The sequence below is a fragment of the Streptomyces spororaveus genome, assembly GCF_016755875.1.
In the GTDB taxonomy this organism is placed as follows: domain Bacteria; phylum Actinomycetota; class Actinomycetes; order Streptomycetales; family Streptomycetaceae; genus Streptomyces; species Streptomyces spororaveus.
Genome location: NZ_BNED01000005.1, coordinates 2,389,073 through 2,409,256, shown reverse-complemented (window position 1 = coordinate 2,409,256; position 20,184 = coordinate 2,389,073). Strand labels below are relative to the sequence as shown.

Below are 20,184 nucleotides of genomic sequence, written 5' to 3'. Positions count from 1 at the left end.
GGTTGCGCTGAATATCGGACATATCGCGTTATCTTGCTTGCGGTACCCACCCTGCCGCTGAGCGGTCTCACCCCCCGCGAGAGAAGCGATGCTCCAGGCCATCGGACTCACCAGCAAACCCCGCCCCAACACCCCGCCCCTCGTGGACGACCTCACCTTCGAGGCCCGCCCGGGGCACGTGACCGCCCTGCTCGGCGAGCCCGGATCGGGCAAGACCACCGCGCTGCGGCTCATGCTCGAACTCGAACCGGGCCGCGGCGTCACCTACTTCCGTGGCCGCGCGCTGCACCGGATCCCGCACCCCGGCCGTGAGGTCGGCGTGCTCCTCGGCGATGTTCCCGGCAACCCCGCGCGGACCGTCCGCAACCAGCTGCGGATGCTCTGCGCCGCCGCCGGGGTGCCGGCCTCCCGGGCCGACACCATGCTGGAGGTCGTCGGCATCGCGGGCCTTCGGGACCAGCGGCTCGGCTCGCTGTCGCTGGGCATGGAGCGCCGGGTCGCCCTGGCCTCGGCGCTGCTCGCCGATCCGTGCACCCTGCTGCTCGACGAGCCCGGTGCGGGACTCTCCCCCCGCGAACGCGGCTGGCTGCACGGACTGCTGCGCGGCCACGCCTCCCTCGGCGGTGCGGTGCTGTTCACCACCGACGACGCCAAGGAGGCCGCCCGCAGCGCCGACCGTGTCGTCAGCATCGACGCGGGCCGGCTCGTCGCCGACCAGGACGCGGCCGATTTCGCCCGGACCCGGCTGCGGCCGCGGGTCGCCGTGCGCACCCCGCACGCGGCCCGGCTGGCCGACGTACTGGGCCGGGAGGCCCGGGCCGCCCGGCGCTCGGTGGAGATCGTCGCGGAGAGTGGCAGCCGCCTGTCGGTGTACGGCAGCAACTGCGCCGAGGTCGGCGAGGCGGCGTTCCGCCACGGCGTGCTGGTCCACCAGCTCGCCGACGAGACGGGCGACGCCGGCGCGCCCGCGGTACCGGTCCCGGCCGCGCGCACCGCGGCCGGAACCCCGCCGGAGCCCGACGCCGCCCGCACCGCGACCGACACGGACACCGGCGCCGGGTCCGGCTCCGAGGCCCCCGGTGAGCACCCCCGGCAGATCCGCTCCGGGCGCCCGGCCTCGACCGTGCGCCGCGTGGGCGGCCCGCTGCGTCCCCTGCGCTACGAATTGCTCCGGGTTTTCGGGACCGCCACCCCCGTCCTCACCGCCGCCCTCGTCGTCTCCGCCTCCGTCCTCACCGCCCTGGTGCTCGCCCGGGCCGGGCAGACCCCGCAGAACCGGCTGCTCGCCGCCTGGCCCGAACTGCTGCCGCTGCCGCCCGCCGCCCTGGGCGCGGGGCTGCTCGGCGCCCTGGCCTTCGGCGAGGAGTACCGCTACCCCGCGCTGGCCGCCGACCGGGGCACCGTGCCCCGCCGGATGGGGCTGCTCACCGCCAAGCTGGGCGTCTGCGCCGCCCTCGCCCTGCTGCTGGGCGCCCTGACGGTGGCGGCCGACGCCGCCGCCCTCGCGCTGGTCTTCGACAGTGGCCCGCTGCGCACCCCGGCGGAGTGGCTCTCCCCGGCGGTGAGTTGGGCGGGGCTGCTGATCGGCTGCGCCTGGGCCGGCGTACTGGCCTCCGGCGTCTTCCGGTCCGCCACCGCGGGACTGGCCGCGGTGCTCGCCGTACCGGTGATGGTGGTCCCGCTGGTGCGCAAGGCGCTGGAGGGCTCGTCCGCGTACCCCTCGACCGGGCTCGGGGCCCGTCTGCGCGGCCTGGCCTGGGGACAGTGGCCGCCGGAGGTCGACCGCCTGCTGGCGGGCGCCCTCCGGGTGATGGCCCAACCCGTCGGGACCGCGCTGGTGTTGTCGCTGATGGTCCTGTTGTGCGCCTATGGGTTCACCGGACTGCGCAGCCGGGTCCGTTGGTGATCGTTCCGGTGCGGGAGAAGCTCCGGACGGGACCGTTGCGGTCCGTGTCACGTCAACCGGACCGCAACTCCCCGCAAAAGGCCCGTTTCTTTACGATAAGTCGTCAATTGCGTAGGTGGCACCGATCACCCTTTCGTGTGCTTTTCACCAAAGACCTCAAGGGTCGTCGAGGCACGGCCGACAAAGGATTCGTGAGTACCCTTGCGCACACCATGATGACCGCCGCCCGCCACGCCGACTCCGGCCTCGCCGGCCCGGGCGAACTCGACCGCTATCCCTACACGGAGACCCCCGGGTCCGACCGTGTCGGAGCACCCCACTGGGACGGTGCCGACGTCGAGTTGAGCCGCGTGGGCCGCCGAGCGGCAGGCAGCCGCGGACGCGGACTGCACGGCCAACTCGTCCAGCAGCTCGGCCAGATGATCGTTTCCGGCGACCTCGGCGCGGACCGCCCGCTGGTTCCCGAGGAGATCGGCCAGCGCTTCGAGGTCTCCCGTACGGTCGTCCGCGAATCGCTGCGGGTCCTGGAGGCCAAGGGCCTCGTCAGCGCCCGCCCCAACGTCGGCACCCGGGTCCGGCCCGTCGCCGACTGGAACCTGCTCGACCCCGACATCATCGAATGGCGCGCCTTCGGCCCGCAGCGCGACGACCAGCGCCGCGAGCTCGGTGAGCTCCGCTGGACCATCGAACCGCTCGCCGCCCGCCTGGCCGCCGGCCACGGCCGGCCCGACATCCAGCAGCGCCTCGCCGACATGGTCGAGATCATGGGCCACGCCCTCGGCCAGGGCGACGCGATCACCTTCGCGCGCGCCGACAACGAATTCCACGCGCTCCTGATCCAGGTCGCCGGGAACCGCATGCTGGAGCACCTCTCCGGCATCGTCTCCGCCGCCCTTCAGGTCTCCGGCAGCCCGATCACCGCCTGCGACCGCCCGAGCGAGACCTGCGTCGCGCACCACGCGCGGATGGTCGAGGCCCTCGCCGCGGGTGACGCCACGGGCGCCGAGAACGCCATGCGCCAGCTGCTGACGGTCCATCCGGAGGTCGAGCGCGTGGTCCCCGCCCCGCGCGAGCACTGACGGGCGGACGCGCGGGGGCGCGGGGGTGCGGAACATGTCGCCGGGCCCGGTCGGGTCCGGCGACACCGGCGTGAGGCCCCTTCCGCGGTGGCTCCGGCCCCGCCGAAAGGTCCGGTACGACCACAGGACGGGCACTCGTGCGCACGGGGTGTGACTCGGGCCACGAAGATTGGGCGTAACGCTCTGCGAGGTCACGCGATGACGTAAGAGGTGATGGCCGACGGAGGGAAGACAGCAGCCCTTGGGGGTGCTGTGCAGCTCCCCGGCCCCTGCCCGCGCCGCCGGCCCATCCCCGGTCAGTGGTCGTCGGCTCCGGTCCAGCACCACCAGGCCCGGGGTCGGAAGCCGTTCCCATCGTTCCGAGAGGTTGTTCGTGTCGGCCAGCACATCCCGTACGCTCCCGCCGGAGATCGCCGATTCCGAGTCTGTGATGGCGCTCATCGAGCGGGGCAAGGCCGAGGGGCAGATCGCCGGCGATGACGTGCGTCGGGCCTTCGAGGCTGACCAGATTCCTGCGACCCAGTGGAAGAATGTTCTGCGCAGCCTCAACCAGATCCTCGAGGAAGAGGGTGTGACGCTGATGGTCAGTGCCGCGGAGTCGCCCAAGCGCGCCACCCGCAAGAGCGTCGCAGCCAAGAGCCCTGCCAAGCGGACGGCCACCGAGCCCGTCAAGAAGACGGCGGCCAGGACGACGGCGGCGCAGCCCGCGGCCACCCCCGTTCCGGCGGACGCGGAGATCGCGGAAGCTCTCGCGGGAGAGCCCGGAACGGAGCCTGCCGCCAAGAAGACGGCGGCGAAGAAGACCACTGCCAAGAAGGCCGCGCCCGCCAGGAAGACCGCGGCCAAGAAGACGACGGCGAAGAAGACCGCCTCCAAGAAGGACGCCGACGAGGCGGGCGAGGACGAGACCCCGGACGAGGGTCCCGACGCCGCCAAGGCCGAGGCCGAGGAAGAGGAGGAGGGCGGGGAGAACAAGGGCTTCGTCATCTCCGACGACGAGGACGACGCCCCCGCCCAGCAGGTCGTGGTCGCCGGCGCCACCGCCGACCCGGTCAAGGACTACCTCAAGCAGATCGGCAAGGTCCCCCTCCTCAACGCCGAGCAGGAGGTCGAGCTCGCCAAGCGCATCGAGGCGGGTCTGTTCGCCGAGGACAAGCTGGCGAACTCCGACAAGCTGGCGCCCAAGCTCAAGCGCGAGCTGGAGATCATCGCCGAGGACGGCCGCCGCGCGAAGAACCACCTGCTGGAGGCCAACCTCCGCCTCGTGGTCTCCCTCGCCAAGCGCTACACGGGCCGCGGCATGCTCTTCCTGGACCTGATCCAGGAAGGCAACCTGGGTCTGATCCGCGCGGTCGAGAAGTTCGACTACACCAAGGGCTACAAGTTCTCGACCTATGCCACGTGGTGGATCCGCCAGGCGATCACGCGCGCCATGGCCGACCAGGCCCGCACCATCCGCATCCCGGTGCACATGGTCGAGGTCATCAACAAGCTCGCCCGCGTGCAGCGCCAGATGCTCCAGGACCTGGGCCGTGAGCCCACCCCGGAGGAGCTGGCCAAGGAACTCGACATGACCCCCGAGAAGGTCATCGAGGTCCAGAAGTACGGCCGTGAGCCGATCTCCCTGCACACGCCGCTCGGCGAGGACGGCGACAGCGAGTTCGGTGACCTCATCGAGGACTCCGAGGCGGTCGTCCCGGCCGACGCCGTGAGCTTCACGCTGCTGCAGGAGCAGCTGCACTCGGTGCTGGACACCCTGAGCGAGCGCGAGGCGGGCGTGGTCTCGATGCGCTTCGGCCTCACGGACGGCCAGCCGAAGACCCTCGACGAGATCGGCAAGGTCTACGGGGTCACCCGGGAGCGGATCCGCCAGATCGAGTCGAAGACGATGTCGAAGCTGCGGCACCCGTCCCGCTCGCAGGTGCTGCGCGACTACCTGGACTGACCGGGCGGCTTCCGACGGCGCCCGCCGCCGCCGGAAGCCGAGGGGGACGACGTACCGACGGTGGCCGCGCGGGTGCGCTCGGCCACCGGGCGACCCACTCTGGGTGGAGTAATGCACACTCGGAGTCAGGAGGCCTCATGCGTCGTCCCATTGCCCGTGCTCTGGCGGGAGCGCTGACCCTGGCGGCGGGAGCGGCCGCGGCGCCGTTCGCCCAGGTGCCGCAGGCGGCCGCGGACAGCGTGGTGATCGGCGGGAAGCCGGTGAAGGTGGCGGACAGTCCCTGGGTCGTCGCCCTCGCCAGCCGTGACCGGTTCGGGGGTACGCGGGGCGGCCAGTTCTGCGGAGGCGTGGTGGTGTCCCCGACCAAGGTGCTGACGGCGGCCCACTGCCTGGGCAGCCAGGTGCTGGGCGGCCCCGTCGAGTCCGTGGCCGACTTCCGGGTGATCGCCGGGCGTACGGAGCTCCGCGCGGCCGACGGCCGGGAGATCGCGGTGCGCGGCGCGAGGGTGAACCCGGCCTACGACCCGGCGAGCAATGCCGGGGACCTCGCCGTGCTGGAGCTGGCCGAGCCGCTGCCGGCCCAGTACGTGCTGCCCATGGCGGAGACGGGGCACCCCGCCTACGCGGCGGGGACCGAGGCGGCCGTCTACGGCTGGGGCGACACGAGCGGCTTCGGTGACTACGCGTACGGGCTCCGTGCCGCGGGGGTGACGGTGCTGGCGGACGAGGTCTGCGGGCGCGCCTACCCCGGGGACGCGGACGGGCAGTACCGGGCGGAGTCCATGGTGTGCGCGGGCGACAGCGGCGGCGGGAAGGACGCCTGCCAGGGCGACAGCGGCGGCCCGCTGGTCGCGCGGGGGCGGCTCATCGGCCTGGTGTCCTGGGGCCGCGGCTGCGGGCGCGCGGACAGCCCCGGGGTCTACACGCGCATCGCCCCGTTGGTCGACTTCGTGCAGGCCCCGGAGACGGCCGCGCAGCCCGGGGACGTCCAGGACGCCCGATGGGACCCCGGCAGGGCCTCTGGGCCGTACGCAGGGCCCGTACAGGGGCATCGCACGCCCTAGCGGGCGGTCGTCCCCCGACAGGGGCGTGGACATGAGGACGGGCGGCACCCCTGGGTCTCAGGGGTGCCGCCCGTCGACCGGCCTGGCCGGTCCTGGCTCGTCGGATGCGAGGTGCAGGCCTGTGTCAGCGGTCCTCGGGTTCGGCATTGGCAGCCGGAGCGGACGTCAGCCGCTCGGTCTCATCCTGTATTTCCGCGGCGATCTTCTTGAGTTCCGGCTCGAACTTGCGCCCGTGGTGGGCGCAGAAGAGCAGTTCACCGCCGCTCAGCAGGACGACGCGCAGATATGCCTGGGCGCCGCAACGGTCGCATCGGTCAGCGGCCGTCAGCGGGGTCGCGGGTGTCAGAACAGTAGTCACGTCGCCTCTTCTCTAGCTCGACGAGCTGTCGTACCAGGGTCAACATCCAACCAGGCCGAAAACGTTCCCGCTCGCGGCTTTTCCTCGAAACTTCCTTCCGAAGCTGGCCGGCTGCTGCCGGTTGGCGGCGAAGGAGCCGTATTGCGTTGCTTTACGGTTTCGCGTTGTCAGTCGTGCGCTTGTTGCAGTTCCATCCTCCCCCGGCATGAGTGCCAGGTTGTTCATGAGGACGTGCCCGAACCCTAAATGGTTCATGCGCGGAAGGGAACGTGATGTTTCCTTCACCCGCCCGGGGGATCGAACATCCGTGCGGATCTGGACTAGGGTGAGGAATGGGCGAGGGTGGCGTTGCATCGGCTCTACCTGGCCTCGGTACCCTCGAAGCGGCACCCGAGCCACCCCTGCGCCCGACCGGGCCAGAAAAGAAATTCAGCGAGGAGCGAACTGCGTGACCGCCGACACGTCCGTGCCTTCCAGCGCGCTGCTGTCCGGAGCAGACCGGGACGGTTCCAACTACACCGCGCGGCACCTGCTCGTCCTCGAAGGGCTGGAGGCCGTCCGCAAGCGGCCCGGCATGTACATCGGCTCCACCGACAGCCGGGGCCTCATGCACTGCCTCTGGGAGATCATCGACAATTCCGTCGACGAGGCCCTGGGCGGCTACTGCGACCACATCGAGGTGATCCTCCACGAGGACGCCTCCGTCGAGGTCCGGGACAACGGCCGCGGCATCCCCGTGGACGTCGAGCCCAAGACCGGCCTGTCCGGCGTCGAGGTCGTCATGACCAAGCTGCACGCCGGCGGCAAGTTCGGCGGTGGCTCGTACGCGGCCTCCGGTGGCCTGCACGGTGTCGGCGCCTCCGTGGTCAACGCCCTCTCCGCCCGCCTCGACGTCGAGGTCGACCGCAACAGCGCGACCCACGCCATCAGCTTCCGCCGCGGCGTCCCGGGGATGTTCACCGAGCAGGGCCCCGACAGCCCCTTCGACCCGGCCAACGGCCTCCGCAAGGCCAAGCGGGTCGCCAAGGGGAAGACCGGCACCCGGGTCCGCTACTGGGCCGACCGCCAGATCTTCCTCAAGGACGCCCGGCTCAACCTGGAGACGCTCTACCAGCGCGCCCGCCAGACCGCCTTCCTCGTCCCCGGCCTGACCCTGGTCGTCCGCGACGAGCGCGGCATCGACGGGGCCGGCAAGACCGAGGAGACCTTCCGCTTCGACGGCGGCATCAGCGAATTCTGCGAGTACCTCGCCCAGGACAAGGCCGCCTGCGACGTCCTGCGCCTGACCGGTTCGGGCACCTTCAAGGAGACCGTCCCGGTCCTCGACGACCGCGGCCACATGACACCCACCGAGGTCACCCGCGAGCTCGGCGTGGACATCGCCCTGCGCTGGGGCACGGGGTACGAGACCAACGTCAAGTCCTTCGTGAACATCATCGCCACCCCCAAGGGCGGCACCCACGTCTCCGGCTTCGAGCGCTCGGTCGCCAAGACCGTGAACGAGGTGCTGCGCTCGGCCAAGCTGCTGCGCGTCGCCGAGGACGACGTGGTCAAGGACGACGCGATGGAGGGCATGACGGCCGTCGTCACCGTCCGGCTGGCCGAGCCGCAGTTCGAGGGCCAGACCAAGGAGGTGCTCGGCACCTCCGCGGCCACCCGGATCGTCGCCGCCGTGGTCGCCAAGGAGCTCAAGGCCTTCCTGACCTCCACCAAGCGCGACGACAAGCAGCAGGCCCGCGCCGTGATGGAGAAGATCGTCGCGGCCGCCCGGACCCGGATCGCGGCCCGTCAGCACAAGGAGGCGCAGCGTCGCAAGACCGCGCTGGAGACCTCCTCGCTCCCCGCCAAGCTCGCCGACTGCCGCAGCGACGACGTGGACCGCAGCGAGCTCTTCATCGTCGAGGGCGACTCCGCCCTCGGCACCGCGAAGCTCGCCCGGAACTCCGAATTCCAGGCGCTCCTGCCCATCCGCGGCAAGATCCTCAATGTCCAGAAGTCCTCCGTCTCGGACATGCTCAAGAACGCCGAGTGCGGGGCGATCATCCAGGTCATAGGGGCCGGCTCGGGCCGGACCTTCGACATCGACGCCGCCCGCTACGGCAAGATCGTGCTGCTCGTCGACGCCGATGTCGACGGCGCGCACATCCGCTGCCTGCTGCTCACGCTCTTCCAGCGGTACATGCGCCCGATGGTCGAGGCCGGCCGGGTCTTCGCGGCCGTGCCGCCGCTGCACCGGATCGAGCTGGTCCAGCCGAAGAAGGGCCAGGACAAGTACGTCTACACGTACTCGGACAACGAACTGCGCCAGACCCTGCTGGAGTACCAGCGCAAGAACATCCGGTACAAGGACGCGATCCAGCGCTACAAGGGCCTCGGCGAGATGGACGCGGACCAGCTGGCGGAGACCACCATGGACCCCCGCCACCGCACCCTGCGCCGGATCAACATCGGCGACCTGGACTCGGCCGAGCAGGTCTTCGACCTGCTCATGGGCAATGAGGTGGCTCCCCGCAAGGAGTTCATCACGAGCTCCGCGGCGACCCTGGACCGCTCGCGCATCGACGCCTGACCGAGGTGCCGCCGGAGCCCGGCGGCACCTCGCACCGAAGGCGCCCCGGCATACCGGCGCTCTTCGCTCCATCACCTGTTGGAGTGAAGTGCGCCGGTACACCAGTCCGGAAAGCGCCGATTCCGCACATCCTTGTGGGCACGCGGCCAATGCGGCGGCGGACAAGGAGTGTTCGGTGGACAAGCACGAAGGTCGTGATGCCGGAACGATCCGGTTGGACGACCCCTGGTACGACGCGCTGGCCGTCGGGTGGGGCGAGGGTGAGGAAACGTCCCAGCCCGCCCCGGTTCCCGGTGGCGGGCGCTCCGCGCCCGGCGCATCCGACATCTACCTCGAAGTGCAGCGCAGCGCCGCCTTCCAGGAGGTGCGCACCCGCTACCGCAGGTTCGTCGTCCCCGCCACCGCCGGGTTCTTCCTCTGGTACGTCGCCTACGTGGTCGCCGCCACCGCGGCGCCCGGCCTGATGGCCCGGCCCGTGGTGGGCGCGGTCAACGTGGCCCTGCTGGCGGGGCTCGGCCAGTTCCTCAGCACCTTCCTGCTGACCTGGGCGTACGCGCGGCACGCGCGACTGCGCCGGGACCGGGCCGCGCTCGATCTGCGCTGGACCGTCTTCGAGCAGGAACGCGGTCAGGAGCGCAGCCGGGCGAAGGGGGCGGGGCGGTGAACACCGAGCACCAGACCCTGGCACTGATCCTGTTCAGCGTCTTCATCGCGGTGACCCTCGGCATCACCACCTGGGTCAGCCGGAACCGGCACGGGTCGGCCGAGGAGTTCTACGTGGGCGGGAGGCTGTTCTCCCCCATGGAGAACGGTTTCGCCATCGCGGGCGACTACATGTCCGCCGCCTCCTTCCTCGGCATCTCCGGACTGATCGCCCTCTTCGGCTACGACGGGCTGCTGTACTCGGTGGGCTTCCTCGTGGCCTGGCTCGTCGTGCTGTTCCTCGTCGCCGAACTGGTCCGCAACTGCGGGCGCTTCACCCTCGCCGACGTGGTCGCCGCCCGGATGAACGAGCGTCCGGTGCGGATCGCGGCGGGCACCTCCTCGGTGGTCGTCTCCGTCCTCTACCTCATCGCCCAGATGGTCGGCGCGGGCAGCCTGGTCGGCCTGCTGCTGGGGAATTCGGGCACCGTCGCCCGGACCCTCACCGTGGTGGGGGTGGGCGCGCTGATGGTGGTCTACGTGTCCTTCGGCGGCATGCGGGCCACCACCTGGATCCAGATCGTGAAGGCCGTGCTGCTGATGGGCGGCGCGATCACGCTGACCGTGCTCGTGCTGGTGCGCTTCCACGGGAACTTCGGCCAGTTGCTCATCAGTGCCGCCGACCGCAGCGGGCACGGCCTCGCATTCCTGGGCCCCGGCCTCAAGTACGGCGGGGACTGGACCTCCCGCGTGGACTTCATGAGCCTCGGTCTCGCGCTGGTCCTCGGGACCGCCGGGCTGCCGCACATCCTGTCGCGGTTCTACACGGTGCCCACCGCGCGGTCGGCCCGCCGCTCGGTGGTGTGGGCGATCGCGCTGATCGGCGGCTTCTACCTGATGACCATCGTGCTCGGCTTCGGGGCGGCCGCGCTGGTGGGACCGGACGAGGTACGGGCCTCCAACGCCTCCGGGAACACCGCCGTTCCGCTGCTGGCGGCCTTCCTCGGCGGGGGAGCCGGCACCACCGGGGGCGCCGTGCTGTTCGCCTTCGTCGCCGCCATCGCCTTCGCCACCATCCTCGCCGTCGTGGCGGGCATCACCCTGGCCTCGTCGGCCTCCGTGGCGCACGACCTGTACGCCTCCCTCAAGCGCCGGCACGCCCGGCAGCGCAGCGAGGTCGCTGTGGCCCGCGTCGCGGCCGTCGGCATCGGGGCGGTCGCGATCGCCCTCGGGCTGCTCGCCCAGGACCTCAACGTGGCGTTCCTGGTGGGTCTGGCCTTCGCGGTGGCGGCCTCGGCCAATCTGCCGGTGCTGCTGTACTCGCTCTTCTGGCGCGGCTTCACCACGCGCGGAGCCGTCTGGTCGGTGTACGGCGGCCTGGTTCCGGCCGTGCTGCTGGTGCTGGTCTCGCCGGTGGTGTCGGGCAGCCCGGAGTCGCTCTTCCCCGGGGTGGACTTCCAGTACTTCCCGCTCCAGAACCCGGGGATCGTCTCGATCCCGCTGGGCTTCCTGGCGGGCTGGCTGGGTACGGTCACCTCGCGTGAGGAGGCGGACGAGGCGAAGTACGCGGAGACGGAGGTCCGCTCCCTGACCGGCGCCGGAGCCGTCTGAGCGGGCTCAGGCCGGCCCCTCCGACGGCAGCCAGGTGTAGCGGTGCTCGGGGCGGCCGGTCTCGCCGTAGCGCAGGGCGAGGCTGACCCGGGCGGTGCGTTCGAGGAGCTTGACGTAGCGCTGGGCGGTCTGGCGGCTGATGCCCGCGCGGTCGGCGATCTGCTGGGTGGACAAGGGGCCTTCGGCGGACCGCAGCACCTGGCGGACGAGTTCCGCGGTGCTGGCGGAGTGGCCCTTGGGCAGCTCGTTCGGGGATCCCGCGGCGGCGAGGGTGCCGAAGATCCGGTCCACCTCGGCCTGTTCGGCCTCACCGCCCGTGTCCAGGGTGCGGCGCAGGGCCCCGTACGCCTCCAGCCGGCTGCGCAGGCCGGCGAAGGTGAAGGGCTTGACCAGGTACTGCAGTGCGCCGAGGCGCATGGCGGCCTGCACGGTGGCGAGGTCGCGGGCGGCGGTGACCATGATCACATCGGTGCGGTGGCCGAGCTGGCGCAGGCGGCGGACCAGGTCCAGGCCGTTCTCGTCGGGGAGGTAGTGGTCCAGGAGGACGAGGTCCACCGGGTGCGAGGTGAGGAACTCCAGGGCCTCGGCGGCCGAATGCGCCTGCGCGATCACCCGGAAACCGGGAACCTTCGCCACGTACGCCGCGTTGATCAGGGCAACACGCACGTCGTCGTCGACGACCAATACGTGGATCGGGGTCGCGTTCACCGCAGGGCCTCCGGAAGTACGACGGAGAATTCCGCCCCTCCGTCCGCTGCTTCGCCGGCCCGGGCGCTGCCGCCCTGCCGCTCCGCGAGGCGGCGTACGAGCGCGAGACCCAGTCCGCGCTCGCGGTGGGCCCGGGGCTGCTTGGTCGACCAGCCCTCGGTGAAGATCTCCTCGCGGCGCGCGGCCGGCACCCCGGGGCCGCTGTCCCGCACCCGCAGCACGGCGGTGCGGCCCTCCGCGCGCAGCTCCACCTCGACCAGGGGAGCCGCCGAACCGGTGGCGGCGTCCAGGGCGTTGTCCACGAGGTTGCCGAGGATCGTGACGAGCCCGCCCGGGTCCACCAGGCGATCGGGGAGGAGGGTGGTACCGGCCAGACGCAGGGGGACGCCCCGCTCGGCGGCGACGGTCGCCTTGCCCACCAGAAGGGCGGCCAGCAGCGGGTCGTGGACCTTCTCGGTGACCTGTTCGGCCGTCGTGCGGTGCACGCCGGCGACCTCGGTCACGAACTCCATCGCCTCCTCGTGCAGGCCCAGCTCCAGCAGGCCGAGGAGGGTGTGGAGGCGGTTGGCGTGCTCGTGGTCCTGGGCGCGCAGGGCATCGATCAGGCCCCGGGTGGAGTCGAGCTCACGGCCCAGGTGCTCCAGCTCGGTACGGTCGCGCAGGGTGGCGACGGCACCGCCGTCCTCGGTGGGCATGCGGTTGGCCACCAGCACGCGGGGGCCCTGGACGGTGAGCAGGTCCCGGCCGGTGACGCGGCCCGACAGGACGTCCGCGGTGCGGCCCGCACCCAGTACGTCCTCCAGCGGGCGTCCCGCGCAGCCGCCGGTGGTGTCCGGGGTGAGGCCGAGCAGGCGGGCGGCCTCGTCGTTGACCAGCCGGACCGTGCCGTCGGGGGCCAGGGCGATCACGCCCTCGCGGATGGAGTGCAGCATGGCCTCGCGCTCCGCCAGCAGACCGGCGATGTCGGAGAAGGCCAGATCGCGGGTCTGCCGCTGGATCCTGCGGGAGAGCAGGTAGGCGGCGAGGGCACCCGCCGCCAGGGCGCCGCCCGCGTAGGCGAGCAGACCGGGGATGGCGCCCAGCAGCCGGTCGCGGACGCTGTCGTAGGCGATGCCGACCGAGACGGCGCCGACGATCTCGCCGTCGGCCGCGAGGAGCGGGACCTTGCCGCGGGCGGAGCGGCCCAGGGTGCCCTCGTCGATCTCCATGACCTCGCGCCCCGCCAGGGCGTCGCTCGGGTCGGTGGAGACGGGCAGCCCGATCCGGTCGGCGCTCGGGTGGGAGCGGCGGATCCCGTCCAGGTCGAGCACGACCACGTACTCGGCTCCGGTGGCCCGGCGGATCCGCTCGGCCGAGGACTGTACGGGGCTGTCGGCCGAGGCTCCCGAGCTCAGGAGCCCGGTGGCCAGCGCGGGGTCGGCCGCGGCGCTCTGCGCGATGGCGAGGGCGCGCCGCATGGCCTGGTCGTCGAGCTGGGCGCTCAGCGGAGCCAGGAACAGCCCGGTCGCCAGGACGACGACCCCGGCGGCGATGGCCAGCTGGGTCAGCAGGATCTGGGAGACGGCCCTTCTGGGCAGCCCGAGGCGCCGAGCGCTCATGAGGGGGAACCGCATGGGCAGCAACGGTAGGTCGGCTCCGGCACAAGCGGAATGCTTACGCCCGGCTTGTCGGGTACCCCACTCTCGTCATGCCCGGACCGTGGTCCACGCCTCACTGCGGGTGAAGTAGGTGTCGTAGAGCTCCTGGACGTCCAGCAGCGACTCGGGCGGCACCTTCCCGTAGGCGATGCGTTCCAGGTGGCGGAAGTACTCGAACCGCTCGATGCCGGGCGTGATGACGATGAGGATGTCGGCGTCCTCACCGGGAGCGGCGCCGAACGCGTGATCGAGGCCGGGCGGCACGATGACGAGGTCGCCGCGTTCCGCGGTCACCACCTGGTCGCCCGACAGGAGCTGCGCGGTGCCGTCGAGCAGGTAGAACAGTTCGGCGGACCGGGAGTGGTGGTGGGGCGCCGCCCCGTTCGCGCCGTCCAGCAGGCTCACCCGCTGGGCCGACAGGGCGCCGCCGGTGGGACCGCTGTCGGCGAGGAGCCGGACGGTCGTGGGGGCGGCGCCGATCGTCTCGGCCTCGGCCGAGCGCACGATCACCGATTCGTCGAAGGAAGGCACGATCAGGGACATCTCGTCTTCTCCAGGGGGACGGGGGCGGGGGAGGCGGCCGGGGGCGGGCGGTCAGACCTGGGCGGGCTCGGCGGCGGCGCGGACGGCCCGGACGGGACGCTCGCGCAGCAGGAGGACCGCGGTCAGCACGACGGCGAGGGCGGTGGCCCCGTGCACCCCGCAGGCCTGGCCCGCGGATCCGCCGTCGGCGAGGACGATCACCATGTCGCCGGCGGGGACGAAGGCGATCGCCGCCATCGCCCAGCCCAGCGCCCGGCGCTGTCCGGTGAGGAGGAGCGCGAGGATGACCAGGCCGGTCGCGACGTCGCGTACGCCCTTGACGGCGAGGAAGGCGGCGCCGTCGTGCTGCGGCCAGGTCGCCAGCCCGAAGTCGGCGGCGGTGGCCTGCGGTGCGATCAGGTAGCTGAGGCCGATGTACAGGATGAACGCGGCGCCGGTGGCGGCCAGGGCGGTGGTGAGGTGCTTGAGGGACACGGGAAGTCTCCTGACGGGGGTGAGGGGTCGGCGGCAGGGCGGGGGATCAGCGCGGTGCGGCGGTGCGGCGGACGGCGCGCACCCGGCGGACGTAGGCGGGGCGCCCCACGGTGTGCCACAGCAGGCGTCCGGCGAGGGGCAGCGAGGCGAGCATCGACGCGCGCTCGGCCCGGTCGGCCTCCTCCAGCACCATCCCGAGGAAGAACAGCAGCTTCGGCTTGGGCGTGCTCGCCAGGAAGTGCTCGCCCAGCCGGTTCCACTCGTGCGCGGACAGGTGGCGGGCGGCGAGCGGCAGGAGCGATTCCTCCTCGTCGTCCAGGTGCTCCAGCAGCACGGCCCGGTGCTCGGCGAGGACCGGGACGAGTGCGTCGCGTTCCGCCTCCCCCGCCCGTTCCTCCCAGGCGGGCAGAGCCTCCCCGGCGGCCGCGAGGCTCGCCGCCACCCGGTCGTGCTGGGCCTCCATCCGCAGGACGAGATCCGCTTCGAGGTCGACCCGGGCCAGCAGCGGCGGTCACAGGTACGCGTCCTCACCGTGGTGGTGACCCGTCAGACCGAGCCGGTAGTCGCGGAAGTGAGCCCCGAGGGCCCGAGCCCGCGCCGTGTCCCCGGGGGCCACGCCGGCGATCAGCTCGACCAGCAGGCGCGCCTCGCGGCGCAGGCCGCGGTGGATCACCACCATCTCGTGGGTGTTCGCCCGCCCCGTACTGGGGTGCGGTCGCGGTGCTCGTGCCGTGCGTGGCCGTGTCGTCTTCACGGAAGGAGCCTCGCCGTCGGCGCATGGAGGGTTCCTGGACGGCACTTGGAAGGTACTTGGAGAGTTCTCTGACGCCATCCGGCCTTGTGCGGGCCGGAGTTGACCGATTTCGCGTACGTTGGCGGAGTCATGGTCCACATACGCGTACTCGGCTCCCTCGCGGCCGAGCGGGACGGCGAAGCGATCCCGCTCGGCGGCCACCGCCAGCGCTCCGTACTGGCCCTGCTCGTGTCGGCGCGCGGCCGGGTCGTGTCCGTCGACCGGATGATCGAGGAACTCTGGCAGGGGGCGCCGCCCGCCCGGGCCGTGGCCTCGCTCCAGGCCTACGTCTCCAACCTGCGTCGCCTCCTCGAACCGGGCCGGGCCCCGCGCAGCCCCGCCCGGCTGCTGGTGAGCGCGCCGCCCGGGTACGCGCTGCGGCTTCCCGAGGACGCCGTCGACGCCTGGCGCTTCGAGCGGCTGCTGGGCCGGGCCCGCGAGTCCCTGGCCACCGGGCCGGACACCGCCGCGGCCCTGCTCCGCGAGGCGCTGGCGCTGTGGCAGGGGCCGGCGTACGCGGACTGCGCCGACGAGCCGTGGACCCACGCGGAGATCATGCGGCTCGGCGAACTGCGGACGGCCGCCCGTGAACTCGCCGTCGCCGCCGGGCTGCGGGGCGGCGCCGACACGGCCGGGGCGGTCGCCGAGGCCGCGCTGCTCACCCGCGAGGAGCCGCTGCGGGAGGAGGCCTGGCGGCTGCACGCCCTCGCGCTGTGGGCGGCGGGCCGGCAGGCCGACGCGCTCTCGGCGCTGCGCCGGGCCAGGACGGTACTGGCCGAGGAGGCGGGACTGGATCCCGGCGCCGCCCTGGTCGAGCTGGAGAAGGCGGTCCTCGCCCAGGACGGCCGTGTGCTGCGCGAGGCCACCCGGCCACCGGAGCCCGTGACGGCCACGCCCGCCGAGCCCCCCACGCCCCCCGAGCCTCCCGAGCGGGCCCCGGTGCAGGGCTCCGCGGCCCAGCCGGCGCTGCCCGCGGTGCCGGCCGCCACCGGGGCCGGGCCGTTCGTCGGGCGCGAGGAGGAACTCGCGCGGCTGACAGCGGCGGCGCACCGGGCCCGCGTGGCCGGCCCCGCGGTCGCGCTGGTCACCGGCGAGGCCGGGCTGGGCAAATCGGCGCTGCTGCACGCCCTCGGAGACCTGCTCCGCGCCGAGGGCTGGCTCGTCGCCTTCGGGCGCACCACCGACGCCGAGGGCGCGCCACCCGCCTGGGCCTGGGTCGAAGCACTGCGCGCGGTCGCCGCGGCCGCGCCGCCCGAGCCCGCGGCGGCCGCCGCACTGGCGCCCCTGCTGTCCGAGGGCGCCCCCGCCACCGGCCCGGCGGCCGGCGCCGGCGACGCCGCCGCGGGGCGGTTCCGGCTGCACCGCGCCGTCGGGCAGTGGCTGGCGCAGGCCGCGCGGGGGCGCCCCGTCGCCGTCGTCCTGGACGACCTGCACTGGGCCGACGCGGAGACGCTGGCGCTGCTGTCGGGCGTGGCCGACCTCCCCGCGGGTACGGCGCTGCTCGTCGTGGGCGCGTACCGGCCGGAGGACACGCAGGGCCGGCTCGACGACACCCTGGCCGGCCTGGCGCGGCGTTCACCGGCCCGGATCGCACTGCGCGGCCTCGCCGAGGAGGCCGTGGCCGAGGTGGTCCGTGCCGTGGGCGGTCCGCAGGTCGACCCGGAGGTCGTGGCCGCGCTGGCCGAACGGACGGGAGGGAACCCCTTCTACGTCCGGGAGAGCGCCAGGCTGCTGGGCAGCGAGGGCTCGCTCGTGGCGCTGTCCGAGGTGCCCGAGGGAGTCCGGGACGTGCTGCGACGGCGGCTCGGACGCCTCCCCGAGGCGGCGGTGGCCGTACTGCGCCTGGCCGCGGTGGCCGGACGCGAGTCCGGCGTCGAGGTCCTGGCCGGGGCGGCCGACATCGGCGAGGACGGCGTACTGGGCGCGCTGGAGGCCGGTCTGCTCGCCGGGCTGCTGGTCGAACCCGAGCCGGGCCGGGTCCGGTTCGCCCACGCGCTGGTGCGCGACACCCTGCTGGCGGACCTCAGCCGGCTGCGCTCCTCGCGGATGCACGGCCGGATCGCGGCCTGCCTGGAGCGACTCGCCCCGGACGACGTCTCCGCGCTGGCCCACCACTACGTCCGCGCGGCCTCCTCGGCGACGGCGGCGAAGGCCGTCGCGTACTGCCTGCGGGCCGCCCGGCTCGCCGAGAGCCGTTTCGCCCATGACGTGGCCGCCGCGCTGCTCGCCGAGGCGGTGGAGTGCTTCGAGCGGGTCCCCGCGGCGCCCGGCGGCGACCGGGACGCGGAGCGCGCCGAGCTGCTGGGACGGCTGGTACGGGCCCAGGTACGGGCCGGGGCGGTCATGGCGGCCCGCACGACCCGGCGTACCGCGATCGACCGCGCGGTCGGCGCCGGCCGGGACGACCTGCTGGTCGCGGCGTTCACGGCGTGGACCGAGCCGACCCCGTGGCAGACGCGGCCCTACGGCATGGTCGACCGACCGGTGCTGGAGCTGCTGGAGCGTCTGCTGGCCCGGCCCGGTCACGAACCCGCCGTACGGTGCCTGCTGCTGGGTGCGTACGCCGCCGAGCTGTCCGACGCCAAGGTCCCCGGTGTACGGGCGGCGGCCCGCGAGGCGCTCGCCCTCGCGGAGGGGACCGGGGACCCCGTGCTGCGGGCGGGGGCGCTCGCGGCGCTGGTCAAGGAACTCGACGCCGACCTGGAATGGCCCGAACGCGCCGCGCTGGGAGGCGAACTCGAACGGATCGGCGCCGCGCACGACCTGCCGGGCCACCAGTGGTACGGAATGTTCATCCGCTCCACGGCGCTGGCCGCCGAGGGCGATGTCGCCGGTGCCCGCGGGCTCGTGGGCCGGTGGACCCGGTTCGCGCGGACCTTCCGGATGCCCGGACCGGCGGCCGTCGGCGAGACCGTCGAGGCGACCTGGGCCCACGTCGAGGGGCGGTTCGAGGAGGCGGAACGGCTCTACCGGCAGGCGGCCGCGCGGATGGCCCGGCAGGGGTCCCCTCACGCGGAGGGGGTCCTCGCGATCGCGATCGCGACGCTGCGGGTGAGCCAGGGGCGGCTCGCGGAGTCGCTGCCGTGGCTGCGGCAGGTGTACGCGGCCTTCGGCCCGCCGGCCGGGGACCTGCTCGCGGTCGCACTGGCCGCCGCGGGAGAGGAGCGGGAGGCCCGCGAGATCCTCGACCGGGCGGGACCGCTGCGGACGGACTACTTCTTCAAGGTCTTCGCGACGCTCCGGGCGATGACCCTGGTCACGCTCGGGGAGCGGACGGGCGCCGAGGAGCTGTACGCGGCCCTGCTGCCCTACCGCGACGCCCCGCCGCCCTCCTCCGGGTTCACCGTGGCGGTCCGCCCGGTTGCCCGCACCCTGGGCGAACTGGCCGTGCTGCTGGGCCGCGCGGACGAGGCCGCCGGCCACTTCGCCCGCGCGGCGGCCGTCGCCGAGCGGTGGCACAGCCCGTGGGGCGCCGGCTGACGTCCGGGCCGACCCGCGTTCGGGCGGGCCTGCCTCCGAGGCCGGCCGGCGGCCGGGCGGCCCGGGTGGGCCGGGTGGGCCGGGCCCGTCACGGCATCGGCTGGGGCGGGCGGGGCCCGTGGTACTGCCCGCTCGGCCGCATCCGCAGCGGCCGCTCCTGGTACTCCTCCAGGGCGTGCGCCACCCAGCCCGCGGTGCGGGCCACCGCGAAGACCGTCTCCCCGGCCTCCGCCGGCATCCCGCACGACACGGTCAGCACGGCCAGTGCCAGGTCCACGTTGGCGTGCAGCCCGCCCTGCCGGGCCATCACCGCGGCCACCTCGCGCGCCGCACCCAGCGCCGGACCGGCCTGCTCCAGCCCCTCCAGCCGGGCGAAGAGGGCCCGCGCGCGCGGGTCCTCGCCCGCGTACAGCCGGTGGCCGAGCCCGGGGACCCGGCGTCCCGCCCGCAGGTACTCCGCCACCACCGGCGCGGCCCCGCCCTGTTCCAGCACCTCCACCAGCATCCGGTGGGCGAGCCGTCCGGCCGCGCCGTGCAGCGGGCCCTCCAGGGCGCCGAGCCCGGCGGACACCGCCGCGTACGGATGGGCCCGCGCCGAGGCGGCCACCCGTACGGCCAGGGTCGAGGCGGCCAGGTCGTGGTCGACCAGCAGGGCCAGCGCGAGGTCCAGCACGGCCAGCGCGTCCGGGTCCGGCTCCCGTGCCGTCAGCCGCGACCAGAGCTGCCGGGCGATGCGGCCGTCCCCGGCCCACCGGGCCGGGGACGCCTCGGGCAGTGCGCCGACCAGCGTGGGGATCAGCGCACGCGCGGATCCGAGCACCGCCTCCTCGGACAGGTCGAAGCGCAGCGGATCCGCCACCGCCGCGGCGGCGACCGCCACCCGCAACCGGTCGACGGGGCCGCCGTGTTCCGGCAGTGCGGCCACGGCCCGCCGGGCCGCCTCCAGAGCCTGCGGGGGAGCGGTGAACCGGGCCCCGGGCGTGAGGGTGCCCGTCCAGAGCCACTCGGCGACCTCCTCGTAGCGGTACCGGGAGGCCAGCTCCACGGCGTCCACGCCACGGAACCAGTACCGGTCGGGCTCGATGAGGGTGAGCGCCGTGCGGACGGAGAGTTCCCCGGTGGGGGCCGCCGCCTCGCGCCGGCTCCGCCGGGCCAGCGCCTCCACCTCGGCGGCGTCGAAGCTGCTGCCCCGCCCGGCGGGATCGCGGCGGCTGGTGAGCTGGCCCCGGCTGACGTACGCGTACACCGTCGCCGGTTTCACCCCGAGTGCGCGGGCCGCCTCCTGCGTGCTGAGCCTGCGCCCGTTGTCCGTCTGGTCGCTCATGACGAACACCCTACAGATGGACATCAATGTTGATTCAATCAATATTGACAG

16 protein-coding genes are annotated in these 20,184 nt (G+C 73.5%); 8 read left to right on the top strand and 8 right to left on the bottom strand.

Translation table 11 applies throughout. The features are described 5' to 3' along the window. Window positions 1-88 precede the first annotated feature (88 nt). The 4 genes from Sspor_RS13390 to Sspor_RS13375 all read left to right on the top strand — a co-directional run bounded on the left by Sspor_RS13390 (window position 89) and on the right by Sspor_RS13375 (window position 5,994). A complete protein-coding gene (locus Sspor_RS13390) occupies window positions 89-1,906 on the top strand; it encodes an ATP-binding cassette domain-containing protein (RefSeq protein ID WP_202199343.1) in 1,818 nt (605 codons plus the stop codon). A gap of 191 nt (window positions 1,907-2,097) precedes the next feature. After that, a complete protein-coding gene (locus Sspor_RS13385; protein ID WP_202199342.1) occupies window positions 2,098-2,985 on the top strand; it encodes a FadR/GntR family transcriptional regulator in 888 nt (295 codons plus the stop codon). A gap of 367 nt (window positions 2,986-3,352) precedes the next feature. Further along, window positions 3,353-4,930, top strand: coding sequence for an RNA polymerase sigma factor (locus tag Sspor_RS13380; RefSeq protein WP_202199341.1), 1,578 nt, complete (start codon window positions 3,353-3,355; stop codon window positions 4,928-4,930). 137 nt (window positions 4,931-5,067) lie between these two features. Further along, entirely contained in the window at window positions 5,068-5,994 is a 927-nt protein-coding gene (locus Sspor_RS13375; protein ID WP_202199340.1) for a serine protease, read from the top strand. Window positions 5,995-6,118: 124 nt separating this feature from the next. Here Sspor_RS13375 and Sspor_RS13370 read toward each other — a convergent pair whose 3' ends face one another. Beyond that, window positions 6,119-6,352 carry a DUF7455 domain-containing protein gene (locus tag Sspor_RS13370; RefSeq protein ID WP_030016583.1) on the bottom strand — a complete coding sequence of 78 codons (234 nt, stop codon included), beginning with the start codon at window positions 6,350-6,352 and terminating at the stop codon, window positions 6,119-6,121. 448 nt (window positions 6,353-6,800) lie between these two features. Between Sspor_RS13370 and Sspor_RS13365 the strand changes: the two genes are divergently transcribed. From Sspor_RS13365 to Sspor_RS13355, 3 genes are all read left to right on the top strand, one after another. After that, on the top strand, window positions 6,801-8,921 hold the full coding sequence (locus Sspor_RS13365; RefSeq protein WP_202199339.1) for a DNA gyrase/topoisomerase IV subunit B: 2,121 nt from the start codon (window positions 6,801-6,803) through the stop codon (window positions 8,919-8,921). A gap of 175 nt (window positions 8,922-9,096) precedes the next feature. Next, the gene (locus tag Sspor_RS13360) at window positions 9,097-9,585 is read left to right on the top strand and encodes a DUF485 domain-containing protein (protein WP_202199338.1); all 489 of its coding nucleotides are present in this window, start codon (window positions 9,097-9,099) and stop codon (window positions 9,583-9,585) included. After that, window positions 9,582-11,174 carry a monocarboxylic acid transporter gene (locus Sspor_RS13355; protein WP_202199337.1) on the top strand — a complete coding sequence of 531 codons (1,593 nt, stop codon included), beginning with the start codon at window positions 9,582-9,584 and terminating at the stop codon, window positions 11,172-11,174. Before Sspor_RS13360 ends, Sspor_RS13355 begins: the two co-directional genes overlap by 4 nt. 6 nt (window positions 11,175-11,180) lie before the next feature. Here Sspor_RS13355 and Sspor_RS13350 read toward each other — a convergent pair whose 3' ends face one another. The 6 genes from Sspor_RS13350 to Sspor_RS40570 all read right to left on the bottom strand — a co-directional run bounded on the left by Sspor_RS13350 (window position 11,181) and on the right by Sspor_RS40570 (window position 15,215). Continuing rightward, window positions 11,181-11,882, bottom strand: coding sequence for a response regulator (locus Sspor_RS13350; RefSeq protein ID WP_202199336.1), 702 nt, complete (start codon window positions 11,880-11,882; stop codon window positions 11,181-11,183). Beyond that, complete coding sequence (locus Sspor_RS13345) at window positions 11,879-13,480, bottom strand: sensor histidine kinase (protein ID WP_237403849.1); 1,602 nt, start codon at window positions 13,478-13,480, stop codon at window positions 11,879-11,881. The genes Sspor_RS13350 and Sspor_RS13345 overlap by 4 nt, the downstream gene beginning before the upstream one ends. Window positions 13,481-13,567: 87 nt before the next feature. Further along, complete coding sequence (locus tag Sspor_RS13340) at window positions 13,568-14,062, bottom strand: cupin domain-containing protein (protein WP_202199334.1); 495 nt, start codon at window positions 14,060-14,062, stop codon at window positions 13,568-13,570. A 51-nt stretch (window positions 14,063-14,113) separates the two neighbouring features. Beyond that, window positions 14,114-14,536 carry a DUF4267 domain-containing protein gene (locus Sspor_RS13335; RefSeq protein WP_202199333.1) on the bottom strand — a complete coding sequence of 141 codons (423 nt, stop codon included), beginning with the start codon at window positions 14,534-14,536 and terminating at the stop codon, window positions 14,114-14,116. Between the two features lie 46 nt (window positions 14,537-14,582). Then, window positions 14,583-14,999: a hypothetical protein gene (locus Sspor_RS13330; RefSeq protein WP_237403848.1), complete on the bottom strand. Its 417-nt coding sequence runs from the start codon at window positions 14,997-14,999 to the stop codon at window positions 14,583-14,585. Window positions 15,000-15,047: 48 nt separating this feature from the next. Continuing rightward, window positions 15,048-15,215, bottom strand: coding sequence for a hemerythrin domain-containing protein (locus Sspor_RS40570; RefSeq protein WP_237403847.1), 168 nt, complete (start codon window positions 15,213-15,215; stop codon window positions 15,048-15,050). A gap of 204 nt (window positions 15,216-15,419) precedes the next feature. On the opposite strand from Sspor_RS40570, the gene Sspor_RS13325 reads away from it, so the two are divergent. Then, window positions 15,420-18,809, top strand: coding sequence for an ATP-binding protein (locus Sspor_RS13325; protein ID WP_202199332.1), 3,390 nt, complete (start codon window positions 15,420-15,422; stop codon window positions 18,807-18,809). Between the two features lie 88 nt (window positions 18,810-18,897). Here the strand turns inward: Sspor_RS13325 and Sspor_RS13320 are convergent, their stop codons facing one another. Next, complete coding sequence (locus Sspor_RS13320) at window positions 18,898-20,133, bottom strand: citrate synthase (RefSeq protein WP_202199331.1); 1,236 nt, start codon at window positions 20,131-20,133, stop codon at window positions 18,898-18,900. Between the last annotated feature and the right edge of the window lie 51 nt (window positions 20,134-20,184).

Excerpts from the sequence above, each read along its gene's own strand:
- Sspor_RS13325 (WP_202199332.1), top strand. The coding sequence starts at position 15,420 with ATGGTCCACATACGCGTACTCGGCTCCCTCGCGGCCGAGCGGGACGGC.
- Sspor_RS13340 (WP_202199334.1), bottom strand. The coding sequence starts at position 14,062 with ATGTCCCTGATCGTGCCTTCCTTCGACGAATCGGTGATCGTGCGCTCG.
- Sspor_RS13320 (WP_202199331.1), bottom strand. The coding sequence starts at position 20,133 with ATGAGCGACCAGACGGACAACGGGCGCAGGCTCAGCACGCAGGAGGCG.
- Sspor_RS13345 (WP_237403849.1), bottom strand. The coding sequence starts at position 13,480 with ATGAGCGCTCGGCGCCTCGGGCTGCCCAGAAGGGCCGTCTCCCAGATC.
- Sspor_RS13390 (WP_202199343.1), top strand. The coding sequence starts at position 89 with ATGCTCCAGGCCATCGGACTCACCAGCAAACCCCGCCCCAACACCCCG.
- Sspor_RS13330 (WP_237403848.1), bottom strand. The coding sequence starts at position 14,999 with ATGGAGGCCCAGCACGACCGGGTGGCGGCGAGCCTCGCGGCCGCCGGG.
- Sspor_RS13375 (WP_202199340.1), top strand. The coding sequence starts at position 5,068 with ATGCGTCGTCCCATTGCCCGTGCTCTGGCGGGAGCGCTGACCCTGGCG.
- Sspor_RS40570 (WP_237403847.1), bottom strand. The coding sequence starts at position 15,215 with ATGGTGGTGATCCACCGCGGCCTGCGCCGCGAGGCGCGCCTGCTGGTC.